Raw genomic sequence first — 21971 nt, forward strand, 5'->3', positions numbered from 1 at the left:
TGGAAATACTAAAAGGCCAGAATTTTACGTTAGAGCTTAGGAACTTGCTGTTTGAGGGCACAGCCCGAGTTGCTGGTTTCTAAGTTCTGTTTTTAGTAATAATTCTGACCTTTATGTATTTCCCGCTGACGGAGTCTGAGCAGAAATTCATATCCAATATTTTCTCTCAGGGACGCTTATCCAACTTAATGAACTAAATAGCCATAAAAAACATAAAATTTCTCAAAACAACATTGAAGTTCCCCCATAATAGGTTATAATAAAACTATGATTTTAACCGGCGGGGAAAGGAGACTTATATGATGAAGACATTTTTTGAAGATTTAACAAAGAGACTTGGAGAGACAGCGGAACTCGTAGGTAATAAAGCGAATGAAGCAATGGAAGTTCAGAGATTGAAAAATCAGATTCGTACATTAGAGAGGAATAACGAAGATGATTTGGCAGAATTAGGAAGAGTCTTATACGAAAAGTTCCTAAACGGGGAAGAATTAGAAGCAGAAGAAGAGGCGCTGTGCGAGGCAATTCAAGATCGTGAAGAAAGTATTGAAGAATACAATGAACAGATTGTTGAACTTAGAGGCGATACAAATTGTGCGGCATGCGGCAAGAGTATTGCGAAAGGTATGGCATACTGTCCATATTGCGGAGAGAAGGTTTCAACAGATGTTCCGACAGATGCAGATTTTGTAGATGAAGAAGATATTGTTGTAGATGTTAAAGAGACTGTTGATGAAGTAAAAGAAGAACCAAGAGGAATGCAGGAAAAAGAAGATCTAGAAGACAAGCCACAAGTTCAGGCAGAAGAAGAGTTAAAAGAAGAGCCACAAGCTCAGGCAGAAGAAGATGTGACAGAATCACCGGAAGAATAGAGGTGAGAGGAGAATGGGAATCTTGGTATTAATCAGCGTGACAGCAGTGCTGGCTATGCTTGATATCACTATCAAATCCTGTATAGAGAACGGCATCACGAGAAAAGAAGAACGGGAAGCTTTTAAAGGGAAAGTAATTTTACGAAAAGTATATAATCGTGGGTTTGGATTGAATGTATTGCAGAACGATCCGGATACGGTAAAATATGTATCTTCTTTTGCTACGATAATTTTGACGATCACACAGCTGATTCAGCTGATGCGTAAAAAAGGAAGCAAGCCAAAGAAGATAGGTTTGTCACTTATGACAGCAGGGGCATGGAGTAATACATTTGACCGGTGGCTTCGCGGATATGTGATTGACTATATCGGATTTGAAAATGAAAATAAAAAAATCGAAAAGATTACATGGAATCTGGGAGATTTCTTTTTGATTGCAGGAGGAATTATTGTTTCTCTTGGTTCATTGCTTCATAAGAAGAAATAATAAAATATTGCTTCACAAGAAGATATAACAAAATGTTGCTTCATAGGAAGAGTTACAGGAAGAGAAGATATAATGAAGCAGACGAATACTTAACAGAAACAGAGGAAGAGATAGATGATACAGGATATCGCACCACATCAGTATAACAATGCATATAAGCCGGTGCCACCAAAGAAAGACAGCTTTGCTCTTTATTATGAAAAGAGAACGTGTCTGATGAAGAAAAGCGAAGAGGGGATGACATTTCCGACATTTGCAGATTTAGAACGATTGAACGAAGATATTTACGAGAATTACACATATTTATTTTCTATTGATGATAAGCCTTTTTATCTTGTAAAGGATATCAATCGTGAGAGGTTATCAGCTTACACTATGGAGAATACGGAAGTGTTTCGGACGATACAGCCGCGGTATCTGGCATTTGCCGGAATCACAGGATATCAGCTGTATTCCTGGTATCAAAGCCATAAGTTTTGCGGAAGATGTGGTTCGCCGACTCAAAAAGACGAGAAAGAGCGCATGCTTTATTGTGAAAAATGTGGTTCTATGGAATTTCCAAAAATCTGTCCGGCAACGATTATTGCTGTACGAGACGGGAATCGGCTTCTTCTTTCAAAGTATGCAGGAAGAACTTACAAAAAGTATGCTCTGCTTGCAGGATATACAGAGATTGGCGAGACGATAGAAGAAACGGTGAAGCGTGAGGTTATGGAAGAAGTTGGCTTGAAAGTAAAGAATATTCAATATTATAAAAGCCAGCCGTGGTCATTTTCGGATACATTATTGATGGGATTTTATTGCGATCTTGACGGAGAAGACAAGATTACATTAGATCAGGATGAACTTGCTTTGGCAGAATGGTTTGAGCGAGAAGATTTACCGGAGGTAACATCAGATGAAAGCTTAACAAATGAGATGATACAGATGTTTAAGCAGGGGGAAATATAATTTATATTGCCCGAGATTCTGATAATACTGAAAAGTATAAAAAGAAGAGCGTTTGCGGATTATAATTGATATGATTTGCAAATGATCTTCTTTTTTTCGGGAAAATAGATAAATAAAAATAGATGTAAGGTAGGGATTACACAATGAAAAGTAACTGGAATATAAAAAAAATTGCATACGATATTTTTATTGATATTGTCGGAGGCGTTTTAATCGGTCTTGGAATTTACAATTTTGCAGCAAATGCAGAATTTCCATTGGCAGGAGTATCAGGTCTTGCGTTAATTTTATATCGTTTGTTCAATATTCCAATCGGATGGGGAACAATTGCACTAAATATACCGATTGTAATTATATGTTTCAAGACATTAGGAAAAGAGTTTTTTGCACGTTCAATACGTTCACTTATTATTTCATCTTTAATCACAGACTATGTAGTTACATTACTTCCGGTTTATTCCGGTGACCGTATGCTTGCTGCATTATGTACAGGTATTTTTTCAGGGCTAGGCTATGCACTGATATTTATGAATCATTCTTCAACAGCGGGAATGGATTTCGTGTGTGTGGCAATCCATTCGAAGCACCCGCATATTTCATTGGGGAAAATTGTATTCTCAATCGACTGTGCAGTTGTATTATTAGGCGGAGCAATATTTAAAGACGTAGACGCCACGATTTATGGTTTGATCATTTCCTATTTTCTGACCGTTGTAATTGATAAGATCACATACGGCATCAATTCAGGTAAGATTGCATTGATTGTGACGGACGAAGGGCAAAAAGTAGCAAATATGATAGACGAACATGTAGGACGAGGCTCAACAATTTTAAGGGGATGCGGAAGCTATACAGGTACTGAAAAGGATATTGTAATGTGTGCAAGTAATAATAAGGAAATGTATGCGATTCGCGAAATGGCCAGAAAGGCTGATGAGAAAGCATTTGTGATTATAATGGAGTCCAATGAAGTACTTGGAGAAGGATTCAGAGAAGAAATTCAATAGGAGTGCCAGTTGGGGACGGGGTTTAATGGCTCTTTTTCTTGGGAAAAAGAGCCATTAAACTCCGTCCCCAACTGGCACTCCCAACCCAACCGACACTACCTGTTAATCCTGGTAAACAATTTTTCCGCGGCAGATAGTATATTTGATTTTTCCGTATAATTCTTTTCCGGTAAATGGACTGTTGGATGATTTGGATGCGTATTCTGTCGGTATCCATGTTTCATCTGGATTGAAAAGTACAAAATCGGCAGCAGCACCTTCTTCAATCGTGCCGTAAGGCAGATGATAAAGTCTGGCCGGATTGATTGTCATTTTCTCTAATAATTCCATCATAGTCAAGTGTCCCGGACGGACAAGTGATGTAATGCCAAGTGAAAGGGATGTTTCCAGTCCGATGATTCCACTAGGAGCTTCTGTCAATGGTTTTGCTTTTTCTTCGGCACTGTGAGGTGCATGGTCTGTTGCGATTAAATCGATCGTTCCGTCTTTTAAACCTTCGATGATTGCCAGACGGTCTGCTTCAGTACGAAGCGGCGGATTCATTTTTGCAAGCGTTCCATGCTCTAACAAGGCCTCATCGGTCAATGTGAAATGATGCGGTGTAGCTTCAGCGTGAAGTTTTGCACCTTGCGCCTTGAACATGCGGATTAGTTCAACAGAACGTCCGGAGCTGATGTGCTGGATAACAACGTCTGCACCGGAGCGAAGAGCAAGCATACAATCGCGGGCAACCAAAGACTCTTCAGCAATAGAAGGAGAGCCATATACACCCAGCTTTTCAGACACATCACCATGATTGATTCCGTTGTTCGTAATAAATGCAGGGTCTTCTTCGTGAAGGCTTATCGGAACATTCAAAGAGGCAGCTTCTTCCATAGCTTTATAGCAGAACGCAGCATTTTTTAAAGGAATACCATCATCAGTAAATCCACATGCTCCGGCTTCTTTTAACGCTTTCATATCAGTCAGAGTTTCACCCTTTAAAGAATGTGAAATAGAAGCAGCCTGATAAATACGAATATCTTCAGCCTTGGCACGCTGTAAAATGTCTTCAAGTACAGGAACATTATCTACAGTCGGAGAAGTATTTGCCATGCAGATAACAGTTGTAACTCCTCCATGTGCAGCAGAAAGCGAACCGGTATGGATATCTTCTTTGTAAGTGAATCCTGGGTCGCGGAAATGAATATGAGTATCGATCAGACCAGGCGCAATGACCAGTCCGGAAGCATCAATGACTTCTTCTGATTCCGATGGAGTAATCGACTCAGCAATTTTAATAATCTTATCATTTTCAATAAGAATGTCACCAGAAATAATTGTTTGTGTGGCAGGGTTCATAATTGTACCATCCTTAATAATCATGGGAAAAACCTCCTTAAAATTCATTGTATAATGTGAATATCTCTTTTCTTATCTCATAAATGTGTTGATAACATGAAGAACTCCGTCGTCATCATTCGAATGAGTAATAAAATCCGCATGCTCCTTTACAATTGGCTGAGCATTTTCCATAGCAACACCAAGTCCGGCGTATTCAATCATAGAAACATCATTGAAGCCGTCACCACAGCATATCATAGAGTTGGCGGTCAGACCGATACTGTTGAGCAATTTCTGCAGAGAGTTGGCCTTGTCAATTTTCTGTGGCATAATCTCTAAGAAAAATGGTTCCGAACGGTAAATATTTAAAAGTGAATGGAATTTACGCTTTAATTCTGGCATTAATTTCTCCAAAACAGTCGGTTCACCAGGGATCAGCAGCTTGTTTACCGGGAAATCCAAATATTCAACAAAATTGTCGACCTCTTTCACGGGCATTTTATTGATAAACATTTCTTTTTCCGTATATTCATTTACCTTAATTCCGGAAATGACACAATCATTCTCATAAGAAATAATATCCAGCCCCGGATAATTTTTGGTATATTCAAAAATCGGTGCAATAACTTCACGAGGCAGAGTTTTATTATAGACCGGTTTATTTGTTGCACAGTCAATAATGAGTGCTCCGTTAAAAGAAAGAATATAGCTTCCAAAACGGTCAAGTTCTAAATCTTTTGCTAGTGGCACAACACCACATGTCGGACGTCCGCTGGCAAGAACCACCTTTTTTCCGGCTTCCTGAATTTCTATAAGAGCCTGCTTTGTGGCAGGGGTGATTTCTTTCCTTGAATTTGTGAGGGTTCCGTCCAAATCAAGGACAAGCATTTCATACTTCATAAACAACTCCTAAATTAAAATTGATAGTACACGTATTCCATGAATATTTACAGTATAAAGGTACTGCTCACAGTACCTGCGACCAGCAACGCATCTCGCCATTTTAAATCGCCTTTGGCGATGGGCGAGATGCCGTTCAAGATAAAACGTGCATCCTCCGTGCCAATCAGCGTAGTGATTGACACGGGAGTGAACAATAACAGTATAAATTCTTTGAAAAATCTTGTCAATTGAATAGGAAAAATAGGCGAGACATGTTATTGTATTGAAAGATGAATAATATAGGTTAATAACTGCATATTTTCCGAATTTAGAAAAATGGGAAAATGGATTCAGAACAAGAAAGGAGTGTTGATTATGGTATGTATGATTTGTGGGGCAAATGCAGAAAAAGGATTTACTACAGATGTTACAGACATGGGGGATTGTCTGATAATTGTTAGAAATGTACCATGCTATAAATATGAGAAGTGTAATGAAGTACTATATACAGCGGACGTCGTTGCGCATTTAGAAAAAATTGTTGAAATGGCTAAGCAACTTATGCGGGAAGTTTCGATTATTGATTATGGAAAAGTGGCATAAAATAGAATATTTGTAAAATCTTGAAAAAATCTTAAAAAAGTACTTGCTTTTTCTTTCAGAGTCTGTTATATTAATGGAGTTGCAGATGATAAGCAACAAACTTAATAACTGATGCGGAATGGTGTAATTGGCAGCACAGCAGACTCTGACTCTGTTAGTAGGGGTTCAAGTCCCTTTTCCGTAGCTATGGTGTGTTACTGCACGGCAGGCATTAACCAGGCATGAATATTACGAGAGTATATTTGTGTGGGTTAATGTCTTTTTTGTTTATTATCAACATAAAAATAAAAACACTCTTTGATAACTAATAAAAAAAGACAATTCTCTCAAAATAATACAGAACGTGATATTTATGGATCTTAAAAAAGAACAAGAAGGAGAGAAATGTCATGAAAGACAAAATTTTTGGTGTCCTGCAGAGAGTGGGACGAAGCTTTATGCTTCCAATCGCGATTCTTCCGGTAGCAGGTTTATTGCTTGGACTTGGAAGCTCATTTACAAATGAAACAACAATCGCAACATACCATCTTCAAAAAGTGTTGGGAGACGGAACTGTGCTCCATGCCTTGCTGACAATTATGAATAAAGTCGGCAGTGCGATTTTTGATAACCTGCCACTGATCTTTGCGGTGGGTGTTGCAATTGGTATGGCAAAGAAAGAAAAAGAAGTTGCAGCATTATCTTCTATGATTGCATTCTTTGTTATGCATGTATCCATTAGCGCGATGCTCTCAATTAATGGAAAGATTCTTACAGATGGTTCAATTGCGAAAGATGTGCTGGAAGGAACAGTTGCATCAGTTTGTGGAATCCAGAGTCTGCAAATGGGTGTGTTTGGAGGAATTATTGTAGGTCTGGGTGTTGCGGCACTTCACAATCGATTTCATAAAATCGTATTGCCAAATGCATTATCATTTTTCGGCGGTTCAAGATTTGTGCCAATCATTTCTACAATCGTTTATATGTTTGTCGGAATATTAATGTATTTTGTATGGCCGGCAGTTCAGAATGGTATTTATGCACTGGGCGGACTTGTAACAGGAACAGGATATTTCGGAACACTGATTTTTGGTATTATCAAGAGAGCTTTGATTCCATTTGGACTGCACCATGTGTTCTATATGCCATTTTGGCAGACAGCAGTTGGTGGAACAATGGAAGTTGCAGGACAGATGGTTCAGGGAGGACAGAATATCTTCTTTGCACAGCTTGCAGATTCCGCTAATATCACACATTTTAGTGCCGATGCTACAAGATATTTCTCAGGAGAATTCATTTTCATGATATTCGGACTTCCGGGAGCAGCACTCGCTATGTATCGCTGTGCAAAACCGGAAAAGAAGAAACAGGCAGGCGGACTTTTATTATCTGCAGCACTTGCAAGTATGTTGACAGGTATTACAGAGCCAATTGAATTTTCTTTCTTATTTGTAGCTCCAATGTTATTTGCAGTACAGGTTGTATTGGCCGGAGCCGCTTATATGATCGCACATATGTTAAATATTGCGGTAGGTCTGACATTCTCAGGCGGATTTCTTGATTTGTTCTTGTTTGGTATTTTACAGGGAAATGCAAAGACAAGCTGGGTAAGAATCATCCCGGTTGGTATTATTTACTTTATCTTATATTATGTGATCTTTACATTTTTAATTAAAAAATTTGATCTGAAGACTCCGGGACGTGAGGACGATGATGTAGAGACAAAATTATATACAAAGGCCGATGTAAATGCCAGAAAAGAAGGTCAGAAAACTTCTGAGGCAGGATCAAAGGATGCTATCAGCGAGATGATCACAGAAGGTCTTGGCGGCAAGAAAAATATCAGTGATGTTGACTGTTGTGCAACAAGACTTCGTATTACGGTATACGATACAGAACGTGTAAATGATGAAATTTTGAAACAGACAGGTTCAAGAGGAATTGTGAAAAAAGGACAGGGGGTTCAGATTATTTACGGACCACATGTGACAGTAATCAAATCAAATCTGGAAGATTATCTGGAAACAGCACCTGACACATATGCAGAAACAACAGCTCAGGAAAATACAGAAACCAAAACAGAAGAAACAACAGTTTCAGAAAATGCGGAAAATGAAATAAAAGCAAAAAGCACAATCATCATTTCCAGCCCTATCACAGGAAATGCGGCTGACCTTTCAGCGGTACCTGACGAAGCATTTGCAGGACGTATGATGGGAGATGGAGCAGCAGTTACTCCAACGGATGCAATTATTACAGCACCGGAAGATGGAGAAGTGGCATTTGTATTTGATACAAAACACGCAATTGGATTTGAGACAGAAAGCGGTGTTGAACTTTTAATCCATGTAGGAGTTGATACAGTATCACTCAATGGAGAAGGTTTTGAGGTGTTTGTAGAAAATGGTCAGAAGGTGAAAAAGGGAGATGTGATGATGAAAATCAATATCCCATATCTGACTGAGCATGCCCCATCTTTATGCTCACCGGTATTATGTACAGATTTAGATGACAATCAGAAAATCCGTTTACTTGCTAAAGGCGAGATTAAAGCAGGAGAGCCGCTGTTTGCAATAGATCTATATTAGGCGATTTAAAATGATGAGATGTGTTGCTGTTTGCGAGTACTCATGAACAGCAGCTAATGATGTATCTGCCTCGGCCAAATTAGGCCGAGGTACTTTACATTTTGGCGAGATTTTGTTACGCTGTTTTTAGTCTTTAGGAAATGAAATGGTCAGGGGGAATATTTATATGTATCGGGTGAGTAAAGTACTCAATAACAATGGTGTTATCGCAATAGAGATGGAAGAAAATCAAGAGTATGTCCTGCTTGGAAAAGGAATTGGATTTGGGAAGAAAGTCAGTCAACGATTTGAAGCACCTTCTGACTGTACAAGATATTCATTGAAAAATGATACAGAACGAGGGAGTGCGGCATCGCTTGTTAAAAGTGTGGACCCTGTATTTTTGGAAATTGCAAATGAAGTACTCAAAGAAGCAGAGCATACTTTCGGAAATATTGACAAGAGAATCTTATTTCCGTTGGCAGACCATATATCCTTTGCAGTTGCACGGATGAAAAACGGAGAACAGATCAGTAATCCCCTGACAGGTGATATACATGCTCTATTTTATAAGGAATTTCAGGTCGCATCTGTATTGAAGAAGGTTTTATCAGACAGGATGCAGATAGAGATTGGAGACGATGAGATTGGCTATGTAGCCTTGCATGTCCATTCTGCGATAGAAGATGAGAAAGTATCAGTGGCAATGCAGATGGCACGAACCGTTCGTGAATGTGTAAGCATTATAGAGACAGAAACGGGCAAAAAAATTGATGTTATGACGCTGGATTATAATCGTTTGATGAATCATGTGAAATATATGGCGGCAAGACTTTTGCGCGGTGAAGAACTTAAGGTTAATATCAATGATTATATAGAAATAAAATTCCCAAAAGCATTTGCAATTGCGACAACAGTCTGTGACCATTTGGGTGAGAATATCGGCGTTCAGCCGGGTGAACGAGAAATCGGATATCTGGCGATGCATATTGAGAGAGTATACAATTCCGGTGAAAATAACTAAAAATCCTCGCTTATTAATTGACAATATATGCAAAATGTGATAATCTGAAAAAAATTAGAGAAGCTAAAAAAGAGTTTGGCAACCTTTCCTGAAAAGGCTGACAAGCTCTTTTTTAAAATTAATTTTTTTTACTGTGCGATTAGTAAAAAAAAAATAAACGATATATTAAAAGGGGAATAATTATGAAATTAATGAAGACAAAGGATGCAGTAGGCCAGATTTTATGCCATGATATCACACAGATCATCAAAGGCGTAACAAAAGATGCTGTATTTCGCAAAGGGCATATTATCCGGGAAGAAGACGTTCCGGTATTGTTAAGTGTCGGAAAGGACCACATTTATATCTGGGAGAATAATGAAAATATGCTTCATGAAAATGATGCAGCATTGGTACTTTATGACATGTGTAAGAATGATAACATGTCTCCATCTCAGATTAAAGAAGGAAAGATTGAACTGATTGCAGAATGTGATGGCGTATTAAAAGTAGATACAGAAAAATTAAATCGCATTAACAGTCTCGGTGAAATGATGATTGCCAGCAGACATGGCAATTTCCCGGTGAAGAAAGGCGATAAGCTTGCAGGAATGCGTATTATTCCTCTTGTGATCGAGAAAGAAAAGATGGAGAGAGCAAAAGAAGCTGGCGGTGAGGGACAGATTTTCGAGCTGCGTAAATATTTACACAAAAAAGTTGGAATCGTAACGACTGGAAACGAAGTGTATCATGGCCGAATCGAAGATACATTTACACCGGTTATCAAAGAAAAATTAGCAGAATTTGATACCGAGATCATCGGGCATCGTGTAAGTGACGATAACCCGGAGCGTATTACAGGTTATATCCGCGAATTGCTCGATGAAGGTGCAGACATGATTATCTGTACGGGTGGAATGAGCGTAGATCCAGACGATAAGACACCGTTGGCAATCCGTAATTCAGGTGCAAAGGTCGAGACTTACGGAGCACCGGTATTACCGGGAGCAATGTTCTTGCTTTCCTATTATAATGAGACAATTCCTGTACTTGGACTTCCGGGATGCGTAATGTATGCAAAGCGAACAATATTTGACCTTGTATTACCAAGACTGATGACAGGCGAGAAAGTAACAAAAGAAGATATTGACACACTTGGCGAAGGTGGATTGTGTCTGTCTTGCCCGGTCTGTACATTTCCAAATTGCGGATTCGGAAAATAAAGGAAATGCAGGCAAGTAAGAAGCAGGCTGGCAACATGAAAACAAGAGATGTGTAGAAGGGGAAGGACAATGATTGACGGATATGGACGAACAATTGAATACATGAGAATATCCATTACTGACCGTTGCAATCTTCGTTGCCGATACTGTATGCCGGATGGGGTTGATCTGGTGTCAATGTCAGACCTTCTTTCTTTTGAAGAAATAGAAGAAATTTGCTGTGCGGCGGCAGAATTGGGGATTAAAAAAATAAAAATTACCGGTGGCGAGCCGTTGGTACGTAGGGGATGTACTGCACTCATAGGCCGAATAAAACAAATACCGGGAATTGAAGAGGTGACACTGACGACGAATGGAGTACTTTTGGCACAGCATATGTCAGAGCTTTGCGAAAATGGGCTGGATGCGGTGAATATCAGTCTTGATACGTTGAGCAGATGTAATTATGAAGAAATTACAGGAAAAGATAAATTAGAGCATGTGTTAGAGGGAATTCAGGCAGCGGTAGAAGCCGGGATACGGGTTAAGATTAACAGCGTATTGCAAAAAGAGCTAAACGATGCGGAATGGGGGCAGTTGATCGGCTTGGCGAAAGACCAGCCAATTGATGTACGTTTTATCGAGATGATGCCAATTGGTTATGGGAAACAATTTGAAACAATATATAATGAAGATATCCAGAAAAAAATCAGGGAAATATATCCGGATTTAGAAGAGGATACAAGAGTTCATGGAAATGGACCGGCAACATATTATCACATACCGGGATTTAAAGGAAGTATCGGATTTATCAGTGCGATACATGGAAAATTTTGTGATAAATGCAACAGAATACGTCTGACATCACAGGGGATGATTAAGCCGTGTTTATGTTATGGAAAATCTTATAATCTAAAAGAAATCCTAAGAGATTCCGGAGAAAAAATCGGAACAGAAGATATGAAGAGAATGTTGAAGCAAAGATTAGAGACAGCAATATTAGAAAAACCAGAACAACATTGTTTTGAGCATTTGGATGATATTACAGAAAAGAAAGATATGATACAAATAGGTGGTTGAAAATGGGAAAGATAATTGCAATTTGCATTAGTGAAAAAAAAGGAACGCAGAAGCACAGTATTGAATCTGCAGTCTTAAAAGAAAACTGGGGAATTGAAGGCGATGCACATGCAGGGAAATGGCATCGTCAGGTAAGCCTGCTTTCATTCGAAAAGTTTGATGAGTTCCAGAAAAAAGGTGCAGAAATTGATTACGGTGCCTTTGGAGAAAATATTCTTGTAGAAGGATTTGATCTTCGAACAATTCCGGTTGGAACAAGATTTCAGATAGGAGAAGCAATTTTAGAGTTAACACAGATAGGAAAAGATTGCCATAGTCACTGTGAAATTTACAAAAAGATGGGCGATTGTATCATGCCACGTGAAGGCGTATTTACAGAAATTATAAAAGGCGGCGTGATAAAACCAGGTGATGAAGTCATTCAGTTACCACTGCCAAAAGACAGACCATTTACCGCAGCGATTGTTACATTAAGTGATAAAGGTTATGCAGGAGACCGTGAAGATAAAAGCGGTCCGATGATTCAGCAGATATTAGAAGAATGTACAGACTCTAAATATCAGATTATAGAAAAAATGATTTTGCCGGATGAAAAAGCAAAGATAGAAAGACAGCTTTGCAGACTGGCAGACCAAAGACAAATCAATGTAGTATTTACAACAGGTGGAACCGGATTCGCAGAAAGAGACGTAACACCAGAAGCAACAATCGCTGTCTGCGACAAGATGGCACCGGGTATTGCTGAGGCAATGAGACACTATTCCTTAAGCATTACAAATCGCGCAATGCTTAGCAGAGCCGTAGCCGGAATCAGAAAGAAAACATTGATCATCAACCTGCCGGGAAGTCCAAAAGCAGTAAAAGAGAGCTTAGAATACATCCTTCCGGCACTGGGGCATGGTCTTGGAATCCTTCGCGGAACAGATGGAGAATGCGGTAACGCTTAGCGAGGTACTTTCGAGCCGCTGTTCGGAGTGTTACCGCGTGAAGAACGCTTAGCGAGGTCTGAATAGAATGATTGTAAATAGAAGCAGCGCCCTAACTGCTTTCTATTTTGCATAGCGAATGGTTTAGAAAAAACATTCGCGTGCAACAAATATTTACACAAAGTCATCAAGGAGGAACAGGATGAAAAAAAGAATTTTAGCAATGATGCTTGCGTCAGCAATGGTAGCAGGAATTGTAGGATGTGGCGGAAGCTCAGATTCGAAAGATACGAAAGAAGAAATAAAAACAGAAGAGACAGCAAAAACAGATGATGCCGAAGAAACCGAAATCCAGGTATTTATCGCAGCCAGCTTAAACACAGTTATGACAGGGCTTGCAGAAGAATACAACAAAGAACATCCAGAAGTAAAAATTACATACAACGCAGACAGTTCAGGAACACTGCTGACACAGATTGAAGAAGGTTACGAATGTGATATTTTCTTCTCAGCAGCTCAGAAACAGATGGACCAGCTGGAAAAAGACGGACTTGTAGTAGACAAAACTCGTGCAAATGTTGTAAATAACCAGGTAGTTGTAGTATCATTAAAAGATAGTGGTACAAAGGTCACAGGACTTGAGAACTTAAACGAAGCAAGCAGCATCGCTCTGGCAGGCGGAAGCGTTCCGGTTGGCAAATATACTCGTCAGGCACTTGTAAACATTGGAACATTAAATAAAGTAGATGATGTATCAACAATCACAACACAGGAAATTTCAGATGCTTTAGGTGGAGTCGAGATCAGCGAGCAGGATAACGTAAGTAAAGTACTTGCAGCAGTTGTAGAAGGTTCTTGCGAAGTAGGAACAACATATTTCTCAGATACATATGGATATGAAGACAAACTGGATATCCTTCAGAAAGTAAGCTACGATCTGACAGGAAATGTAATTTATCCAATCGCACGCGTTTGGAATGACGAAGCCGATGAAGTACAAAACAAAGCAGCCGATGATTTTATCAAATTTATTACATCAGATGCAGCAAAAGCAGTATTTGATTCATACTATTTCGATACAAACGTAGAATAAGCAGTATATTTCGCTCAGAAGAATAAACAAAAATCAGAAACAGAGGGCATTTGCTGATAGCGGATACTCATCAGAAAGGGAAAACATGGAAGCAGTGATAGAGGTCATTAAGACATTAGACTGGAGTCCGTTATGGATTTCATTAAAAACAGGAATTGTAGCAACGATATTCTCCTTCTTTTTAGGTATTTTTGCTGCACGCAAAATTGTAAAAGCATCGCCTGGAGTAAAAGCAGTGCTGGATGGCATCCTGACGCTTCCGATGGTTTTGCCTCCGACAGTAGCAGGATTTTTCCTGCTACTTATATTTAGCAGACGTCGTCCGTTTGGAATCTTCTTATATGAAACGTTTGATATTAAGGTTGTTCAGAGCTGGCTTGGCTGCATAATTGCAGCGACAGTGATTGCATTTCCATTGATGTATCGAAATGCAAGAGCGGCCTTTGAACAAATCGATGTAAATCTTGTTTATGCAGGAAGAACACTTGGAATGTCCGATTTAAAAATATTTTGGAGAGTAGTCATCCCGACTGCCGGACCGGGAATTGCATCCGGAACAATCCTTACATTTGCAAGGGCACTTGGCGAATACGGTGCAACATCGATGCTTGCCGGAAATATTCCCGGAAAGACAGGAACCATTTCACAGAAGATTGCAATGGTCATTCAAGACGGAGATTACCTGACAGCCGGAGTGTGGGTTGCAATTGTGATGGCAATCGCATTTGGAATTGTTGTGTTAATGAATATATTTGCAGGCAAGAAAATGAAACAAGTCAAACGCTGGTAAATCCAAGTGAAAAATAAAACAGACGAAACGCTAATAAAAAGGAGACAAAAAAATGGCAATAAGTGTAGATGTCCAGAAAAAGCTCGGAGAGTTTGAGCTGAATGTAAAGTTTGAAAGCGCATCAAAAAGAATTGGGATTCTGGGCGCTTCCGGATGCGGAAAAAGTATGACATTGAAAAGTATTGCCGGGATTGAAACTCCGACAGAAGGGAAAATCCAGATTGGCGAACATGTACTGTTTGATTCAAAAAATAAAGTGAATTTAAAGCCACAGAAAAGAAAAATAGGATATTTATTTCAAAACTATGCATTATTTCCGACGATGACGATAGCTCAAAATATTGCGGCGGGATTAAAAGGAAGTAAGCAGGAAAAAGAAAAACGAGTCAGGGAGATGGCAGAAAAATTTCAGATACAGGAATTATTAAAACGTCTGCCCGGACAACTTTCAGGAGGACAGCAACAAAGGGTTGCGCTGGCAAGAATTATGGCATACAGCCCGGATGTGATATTGTTAGACGAACCATTTTCTGCATTGGATGTATTTTTGAAAGACCATTTGCAACAGGAACTCGAAGAGCTGTTGAAGGATTACGAAGGAACAGTAATTATGGTTTCTCATAGCCGCGACGAAGTATATCGCTTTTGTGAAGAACTGCTGATTTTGGATCAGGGAAGCGTAATCACAGCCGGAAAGACAAAAGAAATCTTTAGTAACCCTCAATATCGCGCAGCAGCAAAATTGACCGGATGTAAAAACTTTGCTGAAATGCAATATACAGAATCTCCAAATAAAATTATTTTGCCGGATTGGGGAGTTACATTACAGCTGAAAAAGGAAGTGCCAAAAGGGTGTACCTGCATCGGGTACCGTGCACATGATTTTGTGCCGGTATGGGGAGAAAAACAAGAAAATTGTATAGAGGTACGATTAAAAAGCATGTCAGAGCTTCCGTTTGAAAATCAGTATTATTTAAATCCTGCAAATCCGAAGACACCTTCTATCTGCTGGTTTGTACAGAGAGAGAAGGAAAATGTAGTTGAGACAAATGGTTTGCCAGAGCATCTTCAGATTGTAGAAGAAAGATTAATGTTTCTAAAATAATATTTTTAATACAAAAAGAAATAAAAAGTTCTCTATTGGAAAGCGTGAAAACCATTTTCCGAAAGAGAACTTTTTGTATAGAATGGATAGGTAATATGAATTGTTATAGTTCATCTAACATCATCTCAAAAACATCTTGTGGGACCGGCTTGGAATAATAATATCCTTGTATAAAATCACAGTTCACAGATTTTAAGAAGTTTACCTGCTCGTCTGTTTCAGCACCTTCGGCAATGACCTTGATGCCAAGTTCATGAGACATGGAAATGATGGTGCGCAGGACAGCTTCAATTTTTGGATTCTTCCCAATAGAACGTACAAATTCCATATCCAGTTTTAAAATGTTAAAATCATAGTCTGTGATTGTGCTGAAAGAAGAAAATCCGCTTCCAAAGTCATCTAATAAAATGCGTACATTTTGATTCTGAATCTTTCTCAAAGGATGCAAATCCAGATTGTTAATAGAAATATAAGCACTTTCAGTAAGCTCTAACATCTTATTTGAACAAAGAAATTCGTCGTTTGAAAACTCAGCTACAAGTGCATTTAACATATCAGGATCATAAAAATCCATCCGTGAAATATTCATAGAGATCGGAACTACCTTTTTACCGGCATCCTGACGCCGGTGCAGAAAGAGTGAAATCATGTCAGATACAAATTTATCTAATACCGAAATATGCCCATTTTTTTCAAGCGTAGGAATGAAAACGTCTGGGGAAATCATCCCTTTCTCCGGGTGAATCCAGCGAATCAGAGCTTCTGCGCCGACAATCTTATCTGTTGCAGCACTAAAGATTGGCTGATAGTACACCTGCAATTCATTATTTTCCAAAGCCTGTCCGATATTGCGTCGAATCTGGGACTGTGCCATATAGATTTCCTTCATCTTCAAATCATAGATGGCATAAGGCTGTAAATATTCGTTCTCAATATGCTGACATGCCAGATGGGCACGATCACACATTCCATTTACAGAAACATGCCGGTCATGAATATGATAAATACCACATTTCGCAAAAATAAGAATATTTTTATCATGATATGTGAAGGATTGCTTTAAAAGCTTTGTTAATTGTTCATAATCCAGATATTTACGTTCTATAAGACAGACAAAATGATCGGAAGTCAGCCTTGCAGCAGCAATTGGCTTCAAGAAGCAATTCCGAAGCTTATTATGAAAATGATGGAGAAACGCATCGCCACCCTCAAATCCAAGAATCTCATTCAATGCTTTAAATTCCTTAAAGTCAATAAAAAGAAGAGAAAACTTGTCATTGTGAGGGTCATTTTTAATAATATTCGAAACGACGTGGTAAAATCCAACACGATTCAAATCGCCGGTTAAAAAATCCTGATAAGCAAGATAGCTGATATCCTGGATTGTGCTTAAAACAAGCTGTTGTTCTTTATCAAAATAAACAAAATTGTAGCGTACAATCAGCTCTTTATTATTTTTAACATGATGCAGGGTATAACAGTAATTGCCCTGTGTGTCCAAAGCGTGTTTGACCTTTGTCAGAGGACTATGAGAATCAAAATAATCATAATCTGCCGGGGAAATATGAAGACGCTTCATCAATTCACAAATCCGTTCATAAGAATCAGTGGAAGTAAGAAAATCTTCACCGGACTTAGCATCAAGACGACATCTGCTGATCGTATGATGATTAAGGTCAATTAAACCGACAAAAGAATATTCGCTTTGATACAAAAGTTCTGGAACACGCGTAGCGGCAATTTTTTTCAAATCGTTCCGGTTAGGATTGAGTGTTTTCATGATAGATATTCCCCCTATACTCTGATTTTGAGAATAAAAATGAGTTACGATTTACAGAGTAGCTGTAAAATTAGAACTATTAATTTATTATAACCTAGATTTAACTGAAATTATATATGTCTTTTTGACTATCTTTTTATATCTTCTTAAATGTCCGCAAAGCCTTATTTTATCGGCTCTACGGGCATTTTTCTTTTGTGGTAAACCTCACATATCTAGGTCTATCTTCTTATATTTTCTCTATCAAACGTGGTTAAAATCGTGGTAAATACTTCTATGCAATTAGACGCTGAACCTCTGATTTTGCGGTATCTATGGACGCATGAGCGTACCAATTCATTGTGATACTAATGTTTGAATGCCCCATGATATACTGTAAATCTTTTGGGTTCATGTTCTTGCTTGCCAGCCTTGTGCAGAACGTATGGCGTAGCGTATGCGGTGTGATATGTGGCAAGGGATTGTCCTTGTGGTGCTTGTTGTATTTCTTTACCATACGGATAAATAAGGCGTTATAATCAATCGCAACTTTGGGCTTGCCTTTATGATTGACAAACAGAAAATTGCTCCGTCCGTCTATCACAAATGGTTCTGCCTTTGGGCGTTTTTTCATAACCCGTTGAAATGCCTGTATCGTTTCTCTGCTTAATGGTACTTGCCTTATTCCGCTTTTCGTCTTAGGCGTTTCAATATAATAGCCTTGTTCCTTGCTCTTTAGTAACTGGTGGTCGATAATCACAACTTCATTCTTGAAATCAATATCGGCTACTGTCAGTCCGCACAGTTCCGAGATACGAAGTCCTGTTTTTAACAGTATCAGCACATCATCATAATGCTTGTGATACACATTGTCCGTCTTAATAAATGACAATAAGGCTTGTTCCTGTTCCTCTGTCAATGCGACTTTCTCTTTGGTATCATTTTCTAGGACTTCATTTAACTTGAAATCAAAAGGGTTCTTCCTTACGCAATCGTCTTGTATAGCGATATAGAATGACGCTTTTAACGAGCGTTTATGGTTGTTAATGGTATTGTAGGAAAAGCCTTTGTCTTTCATGCGTAATGCCCATTCCTTAGCGTCAGAGGGCTTGATTGTATCAATGCTCCTAGCACCTAACTTATCCTCTTTCAATAACCGCATGAGTTGTTCCCGTTGTTTCATTGTGCTTTTCTTCACATTTGCCCTCTGTGCGTTCTGTTTGGCATAGAGTTGGCAAAGCGTCATTTTCTTGCCTGTGCTGTCGATACCGTCCTCAATATCCCGTCTTATCTGCTGTTCCAGTTCTCGAAGTGAGGGTTTTTCCCGTTTTCCCTTTGGTGTCGGGTCTGTGGGTGTCAATCTCCAAGCATACACATATTTTGTGTTTCCAAATGCGTCCACATATTTATATAAGTATTTTCCGTCTGTTCGTTGGCTCTCTCCAGTATGCAGGATACGTCCTTTGTTATCCCGTCTTTTTTCTTTCATGCTGTCTGCTCCTTTCCTTGTTGGAAAGAGCCTTGATATGACTTGTGTTCATCATAACACATACAAGGCTCATTTGCACTAGATAGCGTCCAATTTGTCAATGACCTGTTCAAACTGTCGGCGTTTAATCTGTATGCGGTTGCCATTCATAATGAGCCAGCCAGCGTCCTTGTTTTCCTCTGCCAATCGTCTTAACTTGTTTTCTCCGATACGGAAATACTTTGACGCTTCTTCAATGGTAAGGGTGTATTTTTCCCATACGGGAATATCGTTGTTATTCATCAGATACCCCCTTTCCCATGTTTCGTGTCATACTGGATATAGGGGATAAGGTCGGTGCGGTTTATCCTCTGTAAATGGGCGGTTAATTTACTGGAAAGGGAATTGCTGTATCTTGCCTTATCAAGCATAGTTCCTACTTTTTCCAGTCCACCTAATGCGTCATGTTCTTCTAAGAAATAAAAACTTTTGACAGCGGAAATCACGCCACCCTCTGTGAGCCATTGCTGTGTTTCCTCAAGGGAATTTTGCTGTTTTGGTACTTGCAGTTTCAAGACTTCCACAGCCCCTAAAAAGCGTTCCCAAAACCGACACGTTTTCCATCTGCTCTTATTACTTTCGTTTCTGTTTGGCACGACAAAGCGTAGGTTGTTTGCCAATAGCCCGAAAGCCAGTTCTCCAAGTTCCAGCGGTCTGTCCTTAAATGTCATGGCAAAAACATGAGCCTTATCATCACGCAGTTGCATTTCTGTTCGTTTCCAACTGCCGACTTCCTCAAGCGTCTTATTATGTTTTGAACAGACTTCCTTATCCTTATCATAAAAGCGGTAGGATAATCCAGATTTTCCAGCACCGATATAAACAGTCTTTGCGGTGTCGAAATCGTCAAACTTGCTTTCATCAAAGTGGTAGCCATCACTATTGGAGATAAATTCCTCTTTTTCGCATTTCTTCTTTATCTGCTCTATGGTAAAGAATGGCTTTTCGTTCCTATCATCAATGGCAATATCAAGTCTTGTGAAATGGAAGTTATCCAGTCCGTATCTTCGCTCGCAACGTCGGAACATATCCCCAAAGGTATAATTCCTACTGTCGAGAATACGGAAAATATCATCACAACCTCTGCCAGTCATAACAAGATAACAGCCTAACCCTTGTGGGTTGTCCTCTGTTTTTCTTGCGTCCCCCGATACATAAATATCTCCAATCTGCCAGCGTGCTTGATAGGTCTTGAATTTAACGCTTGCCGAATAGACATTGAAAATGTCAGTCGGTAAACCTAAAATGTGCATGATAACATCTTCTGCGGTTGCAGTATCAAATACAATGCTGATGTAATCAATCTTAACGGATAAATTTTTGTGTGTAGTTATAGTGCATTACTCCTTTCGTATGCCCCGTTTTTTGCGGGGTAAAAATTGTGTTTTTTCCTTTATTTATCACAGTTTCTAGGTACTATGACATGTATGCGCAGGGCGGTGTTACATATACGCCCTTTACGAACGCCTAAAGGCGTTCCCTTTCCAAAAGGAACTGTCTGTCCGAACACGTCTGGGGGACGTGCCCCGTCCAGCCAGCCCCTTTTGGAAACCACTATTTTCGGTCTGACAGTCCATGCTTATTCATGCTATCAAAATGAAAATATATCTTCTCTATGCTTACTCAAGCGTGTGATTGACCCTAGCGTGCTTAATCACTCCATCTGATACGATAATAACGCCATTAGAATTACTTGTCAAGAAGTTTTTGTTGACTTTTGGATATATATTAAGTATGATATGCTTATAAATACCAAGAGAAGCAACGAAAGGAGCGGTTATACTAAGTTATGGAGCATTATGAAAAGAAAATCAGTTTCTTAGGAGAAAACATACAGACCATAAGAAAACACAGAGGAATGAAACAACAGGAACTTGCGGACAAAATCGGTATCAATATGCAGAGCCTTTCCAAGATTGAACGTGGTGTGAATTATCCTACCTTTGATACGCTGGAAAAGATAATGGACGTGCTGGGTGTAACGCCCAATGAATTATTGTCGGGAGAATGGAAGTATATCGACCATACCGAGCCATATATTATGGATATTATCAAACGGGAACAGGACTTCAATGTTTCCTTAGATTATCTGTCTGAAAATGAATTCTTTGATAATGAAAACGAATACAAATTCTACATGGAAACCATATTGATTAGATACATCAGCAATTATCTTTCTAATGAGGTTGTAGAAATTGAAGAACTTATGGAAATCAAACAGTTAATACAGCGTCAAAAAATAGAACGTATGATGAAAGTACACAAGGAAATGCGAGGGTTAGACCGATACAGAGAACAACCAAAAGAATACAAATATCACAACCCTTATGATGATTGGATATTCCGTCAACTTGCAGATATTGACAACAGAAAAAACATTCCTAATACTTCTCCACAAGTAGACTTTAATGAGGGAGATTATGAAGATTATCTAAAGGCGAAATGGAACAGAGGTTTTTAATTTCCTCTTGCATGGAAGATACAGCAAACAAAAAGCCCAGTAAAGAGTGCAAAGCACCACCAATGGTGGCAAGGCTCTTGACAGGGCTTTTTCTTTTCTGTGATTGGTAATCAAGAGGAAGAAAGGAAAAGTGTGCATTTTCAATGCAGAAAATATTTAAAGGGTATGCTGATTTTTATTGTGGTGGATATATGGAACTGTTATAATATGAGTATGAAGAAAGCGACAAATTGTTAAGGAAACAATCGGAGTTGTTGTAAACGAAAAAGCAGTCTTGCGGTTTTATCAAACTGCCCTTTCGTTTACATCAATTTCGATTTTTCCTTGGTGAACAAAGTCGCGTCCCTTTCGCC

The 21971-nt window shown here is 39.1% G+C and carries 20 protein-coding genes and 1 tRNA gene; 15 read left to right on the forward strand and 6 right to left on the reverse strand.

Annotation, left to right across the window (positions count from 1 at the left end):
- Nucleotides 1-299 precede the first annotated feature (299 nt).
- The 4 genes from D8Q48_RS11045 to D8Q48_RS11060 all read left to right on the forward strand — a co-directional run bounded on the left by D8Q48_RS11045 (nt 300) and on the right by D8Q48_RS11060 (nt 3317).
- Nucleotides 300-872, forward strand: coding sequence for a zinc ribbon domain-containing protein (locus D8Q48_RS11045; protein WP_243116284.1), 573 nt, complete (start codon nt 300-302; stop codon nt 870-872).
- A gap of 13 nt (nt 873-885) precedes the next feature.
- A complete protein-coding gene (locus tag D8Q48_RS11050; protein ID WP_121056487.1) occupies nt 886-1359 on the forward strand; it encodes a signal peptidase II in 474 nt (157 codons plus the stop codon).
- Nucleotides 1360-1473: 114 nt separating this feature from the next.
- Nucleotides 1474-2310 (forward strand): NAD(+) diphosphatase, encoded by an 837-nt coding sequence (gene nudC / locus D8Q48_RS11055; protein ID WP_121056488.1) that lies wholly within the window; start codon nt 1474-1476, stop codon nt 2308-2310.
- 143 nt (nt 2311-2453) lie between these two features.
- Complete coding sequence (locus D8Q48_RS11060; RefSeq protein WP_121056489.1) at nt 2454-3317, forward strand: YitT family protein; 864 nt, start codon at nt 2454-2456, stop codon at nt 3315-3317.
- Between the two features lie 102 nt (nt 3318-3419).
- On the opposite strand, the gene D8Q48_RS11065 is transcribed toward D8Q48_RS11060, so the two are convergent.
- Both D8Q48_RS11065 and D8Q48_RS11070 read right to left on the reverse strand, forming a co-directional pair.
- Nucleotides 3420-4682 carry a dihydroorotase gene (locus tag D8Q48_RS11065; RefSeq protein ID WP_118689008.1) on the reverse strand — a complete coding sequence of 421 codons (1263 nt, stop codon included), beginning with the start codon at nt 4680-4682 and terminating at the stop codon, nt 3420-3422.
- Nucleotides 4683-4730: 48 nt separating this feature from the next.
- Nucleotides 4731-5540 carry a Cof-type HAD-IIB family hydrolase gene (locus D8Q48_RS11070; RefSeq protein ID WP_117991122.1) on the reverse strand — a complete coding sequence of 270 codons (810 nt, stop codon included), beginning with the start codon at nt 5538-5540 and terminating at the stop codon, nt 4731-4733.
- Between the two features lie 357 nt (nt 5541-5897).
- On the opposite strand from D8Q48_RS11070, the gene D8Q48_RS11075 reads away from it, so the two are divergent.
- From D8Q48_RS11075 to D8Q48_RS11120, 10 genes are all read left to right on the forward strand, one after another.
- Nucleotides 5898-6125, forward strand: coding sequence for a YgiT-type zinc finger protein (locus tag D8Q48_RS11075; RefSeq protein WP_121056490.1), 228 nt, complete (start codon nt 5898-5900; stop codon nt 6123-6125).
- A gap of 112 nt (nt 6126-6237) precedes the next feature.
- Nucleotides 6238-6309 (forward strand) — tRNA-Gln (locus D8Q48_RS11080).
- A gap of 205 nt (nt 6310-6514) precedes the next feature.
- Nucleotides 6515-8692 (forward strand): PTS transporter subunit IIABC, encoded by a 2178-nt coding sequence (locus D8Q48_RS11085; protein WP_121056491.1) that lies wholly within the window; start codon nt 6515-6517, stop codon nt 8690-8692.
- Nucleotides 8693-8858: 166 nt separating this feature from the next.
- Complete coding sequence (locus tag D8Q48_RS11090) at nt 8859-9695, forward strand: PRD domain-containing protein (RefSeq protein WP_121056492.1); 837 nt, start codon at nt 8859-8861, stop codon at nt 9693-9695.
- A 182-nt stretch (nt 9696-9877) separates the two neighbouring features.
- Nucleotides 9878-10897, forward strand: a complete 1020-nt coding sequence (locus tag D8Q48_RS11095) for a molybdopterin-binding protein (RefSeq protein ID WP_121056493.1) — start codon at nt 9878-9880, stop codon at nt 10895-10897.
- Between the two features lie 69 nt (nt 10898-10966).
- Entirely contained in the window at nt 10967-11956 is a 990-nt protein-coding gene (moaA, locus tag D8Q48_RS11100; protein ID WP_121056494.1) for a GTP 3',8-cyclase MoaA, read from the forward strand.
- 2 nt (nt 11957-11958) lie between these two features.
- On the forward strand, nt 11959-12903 hold the full coding sequence (gene mog / locus D8Q48_RS11105; RefSeq protein ID WP_117991138.1) for a molybdopterin adenylyltransferase: 945 nt from the start codon (nt 11959-11961) through the stop codon (nt 12901-12903).
- A gap of 181 nt (nt 12904-13084) precedes the next feature.
- Entirely contained in the window at nt 13085-13975 is an 891-nt protein-coding gene (gene modA / locus D8Q48_RS11110; protein ID WP_121056495.1) for a molybdate ABC transporter substrate-binding protein, read from the forward strand.
- An 85-nt stretch (nt 13976-14060) separates the two neighbouring features.
- Entirely contained in the window at nt 14061-14765 is a 705-nt protein-coding gene (gene modB, locus D8Q48_RS11115) for a molybdate ABC transporter permease subunit (protein ID WP_121056496.1), read from the forward strand.
- A 52-nt stretch (nt 14766-14817) separates the two neighbouring features.
- On the forward strand, nt 14818-15870 hold the full coding sequence (locus D8Q48_RS11120; RefSeq protein WP_121056497.1) for an ATP-binding cassette domain-containing protein: 1053 nt from the start codon (nt 14818-14820) through the stop codon (nt 15868-15870).
- A 103-nt stretch (nt 15871-15973) separates the two neighbouring features.
- Here D8Q48_RS11120 and D8Q48_RS11125 read toward each other — a convergent pair whose 3' ends face one another.
- From D8Q48_RS11125 to D8Q48_RS11145, 4 genes are all read right to left on the reverse strand, one after another.
- The gene (locus D8Q48_RS11125; protein ID WP_121056498.1) at nt 15974-17650 is read right to left on the reverse strand and encodes a GGDEF domain-containing phosphodiesterase; all 1677 of its coding nucleotides are present in this window, start codon (nt 17648-17650) and stop codon (nt 15974-15976) included.
- A 274-nt stretch (nt 17651-17924) separates the two neighbouring features.
- Entirely contained in the window at nt 17925-19118 is a 1194-nt protein-coding gene (locus tag D8Q48_RS11135) for a tyrosine-type recombinase/integrase (RefSeq protein ID WP_117628204.1), read from the reverse strand.
- Nucleotides 19119-19196: 78 nt separating this feature from the next.
- Nucleotides 19197-19400, reverse strand: coding sequence for an excisionase (locus tag D8Q48_RS11140; protein WP_002607397.1), 204 nt, complete (start codon nt 19398-19400; stop codon nt 19197-19199).
- Entirely contained in the window at nt 19400-20461 is a 1062-nt protein-coding gene (locus D8Q48_RS11145; RefSeq protein WP_278278231.1) for a replication initiation factor domain-containing protein, read from the reverse strand. Before D8Q48_RS11145 ends, D8Q48_RS11140 begins: the two co-directional genes overlap by 1 nt.
- 485 nt (nt 20462-20946) lie before the next feature.
- Between D8Q48_RS11145 and D8Q48_RS11150 the strand changes: the two genes are divergently transcribed.
- The gene (locus D8Q48_RS11150) at nt 20947-21618 is read left to right on the forward strand and encodes a helix-turn-helix transcriptional regulator (protein ID WP_021422697.1); all 672 of its coding nucleotides are present in this window, start codon (nt 20947-20949) and stop codon (nt 21616-21618) included.
- Nucleotides 21619-21971 lie beyond the last annotated feature (353 nt).

Origin of the sequence: Ruminococcus sp. B05, assembly GCF_003628495.1 — a bacterium.
Lineage (GTDB): Bacteria > Bacillota > Clostridia > Lachnospirales > Lachnospiraceae > Schaedlerella > Schaedlerella hominis.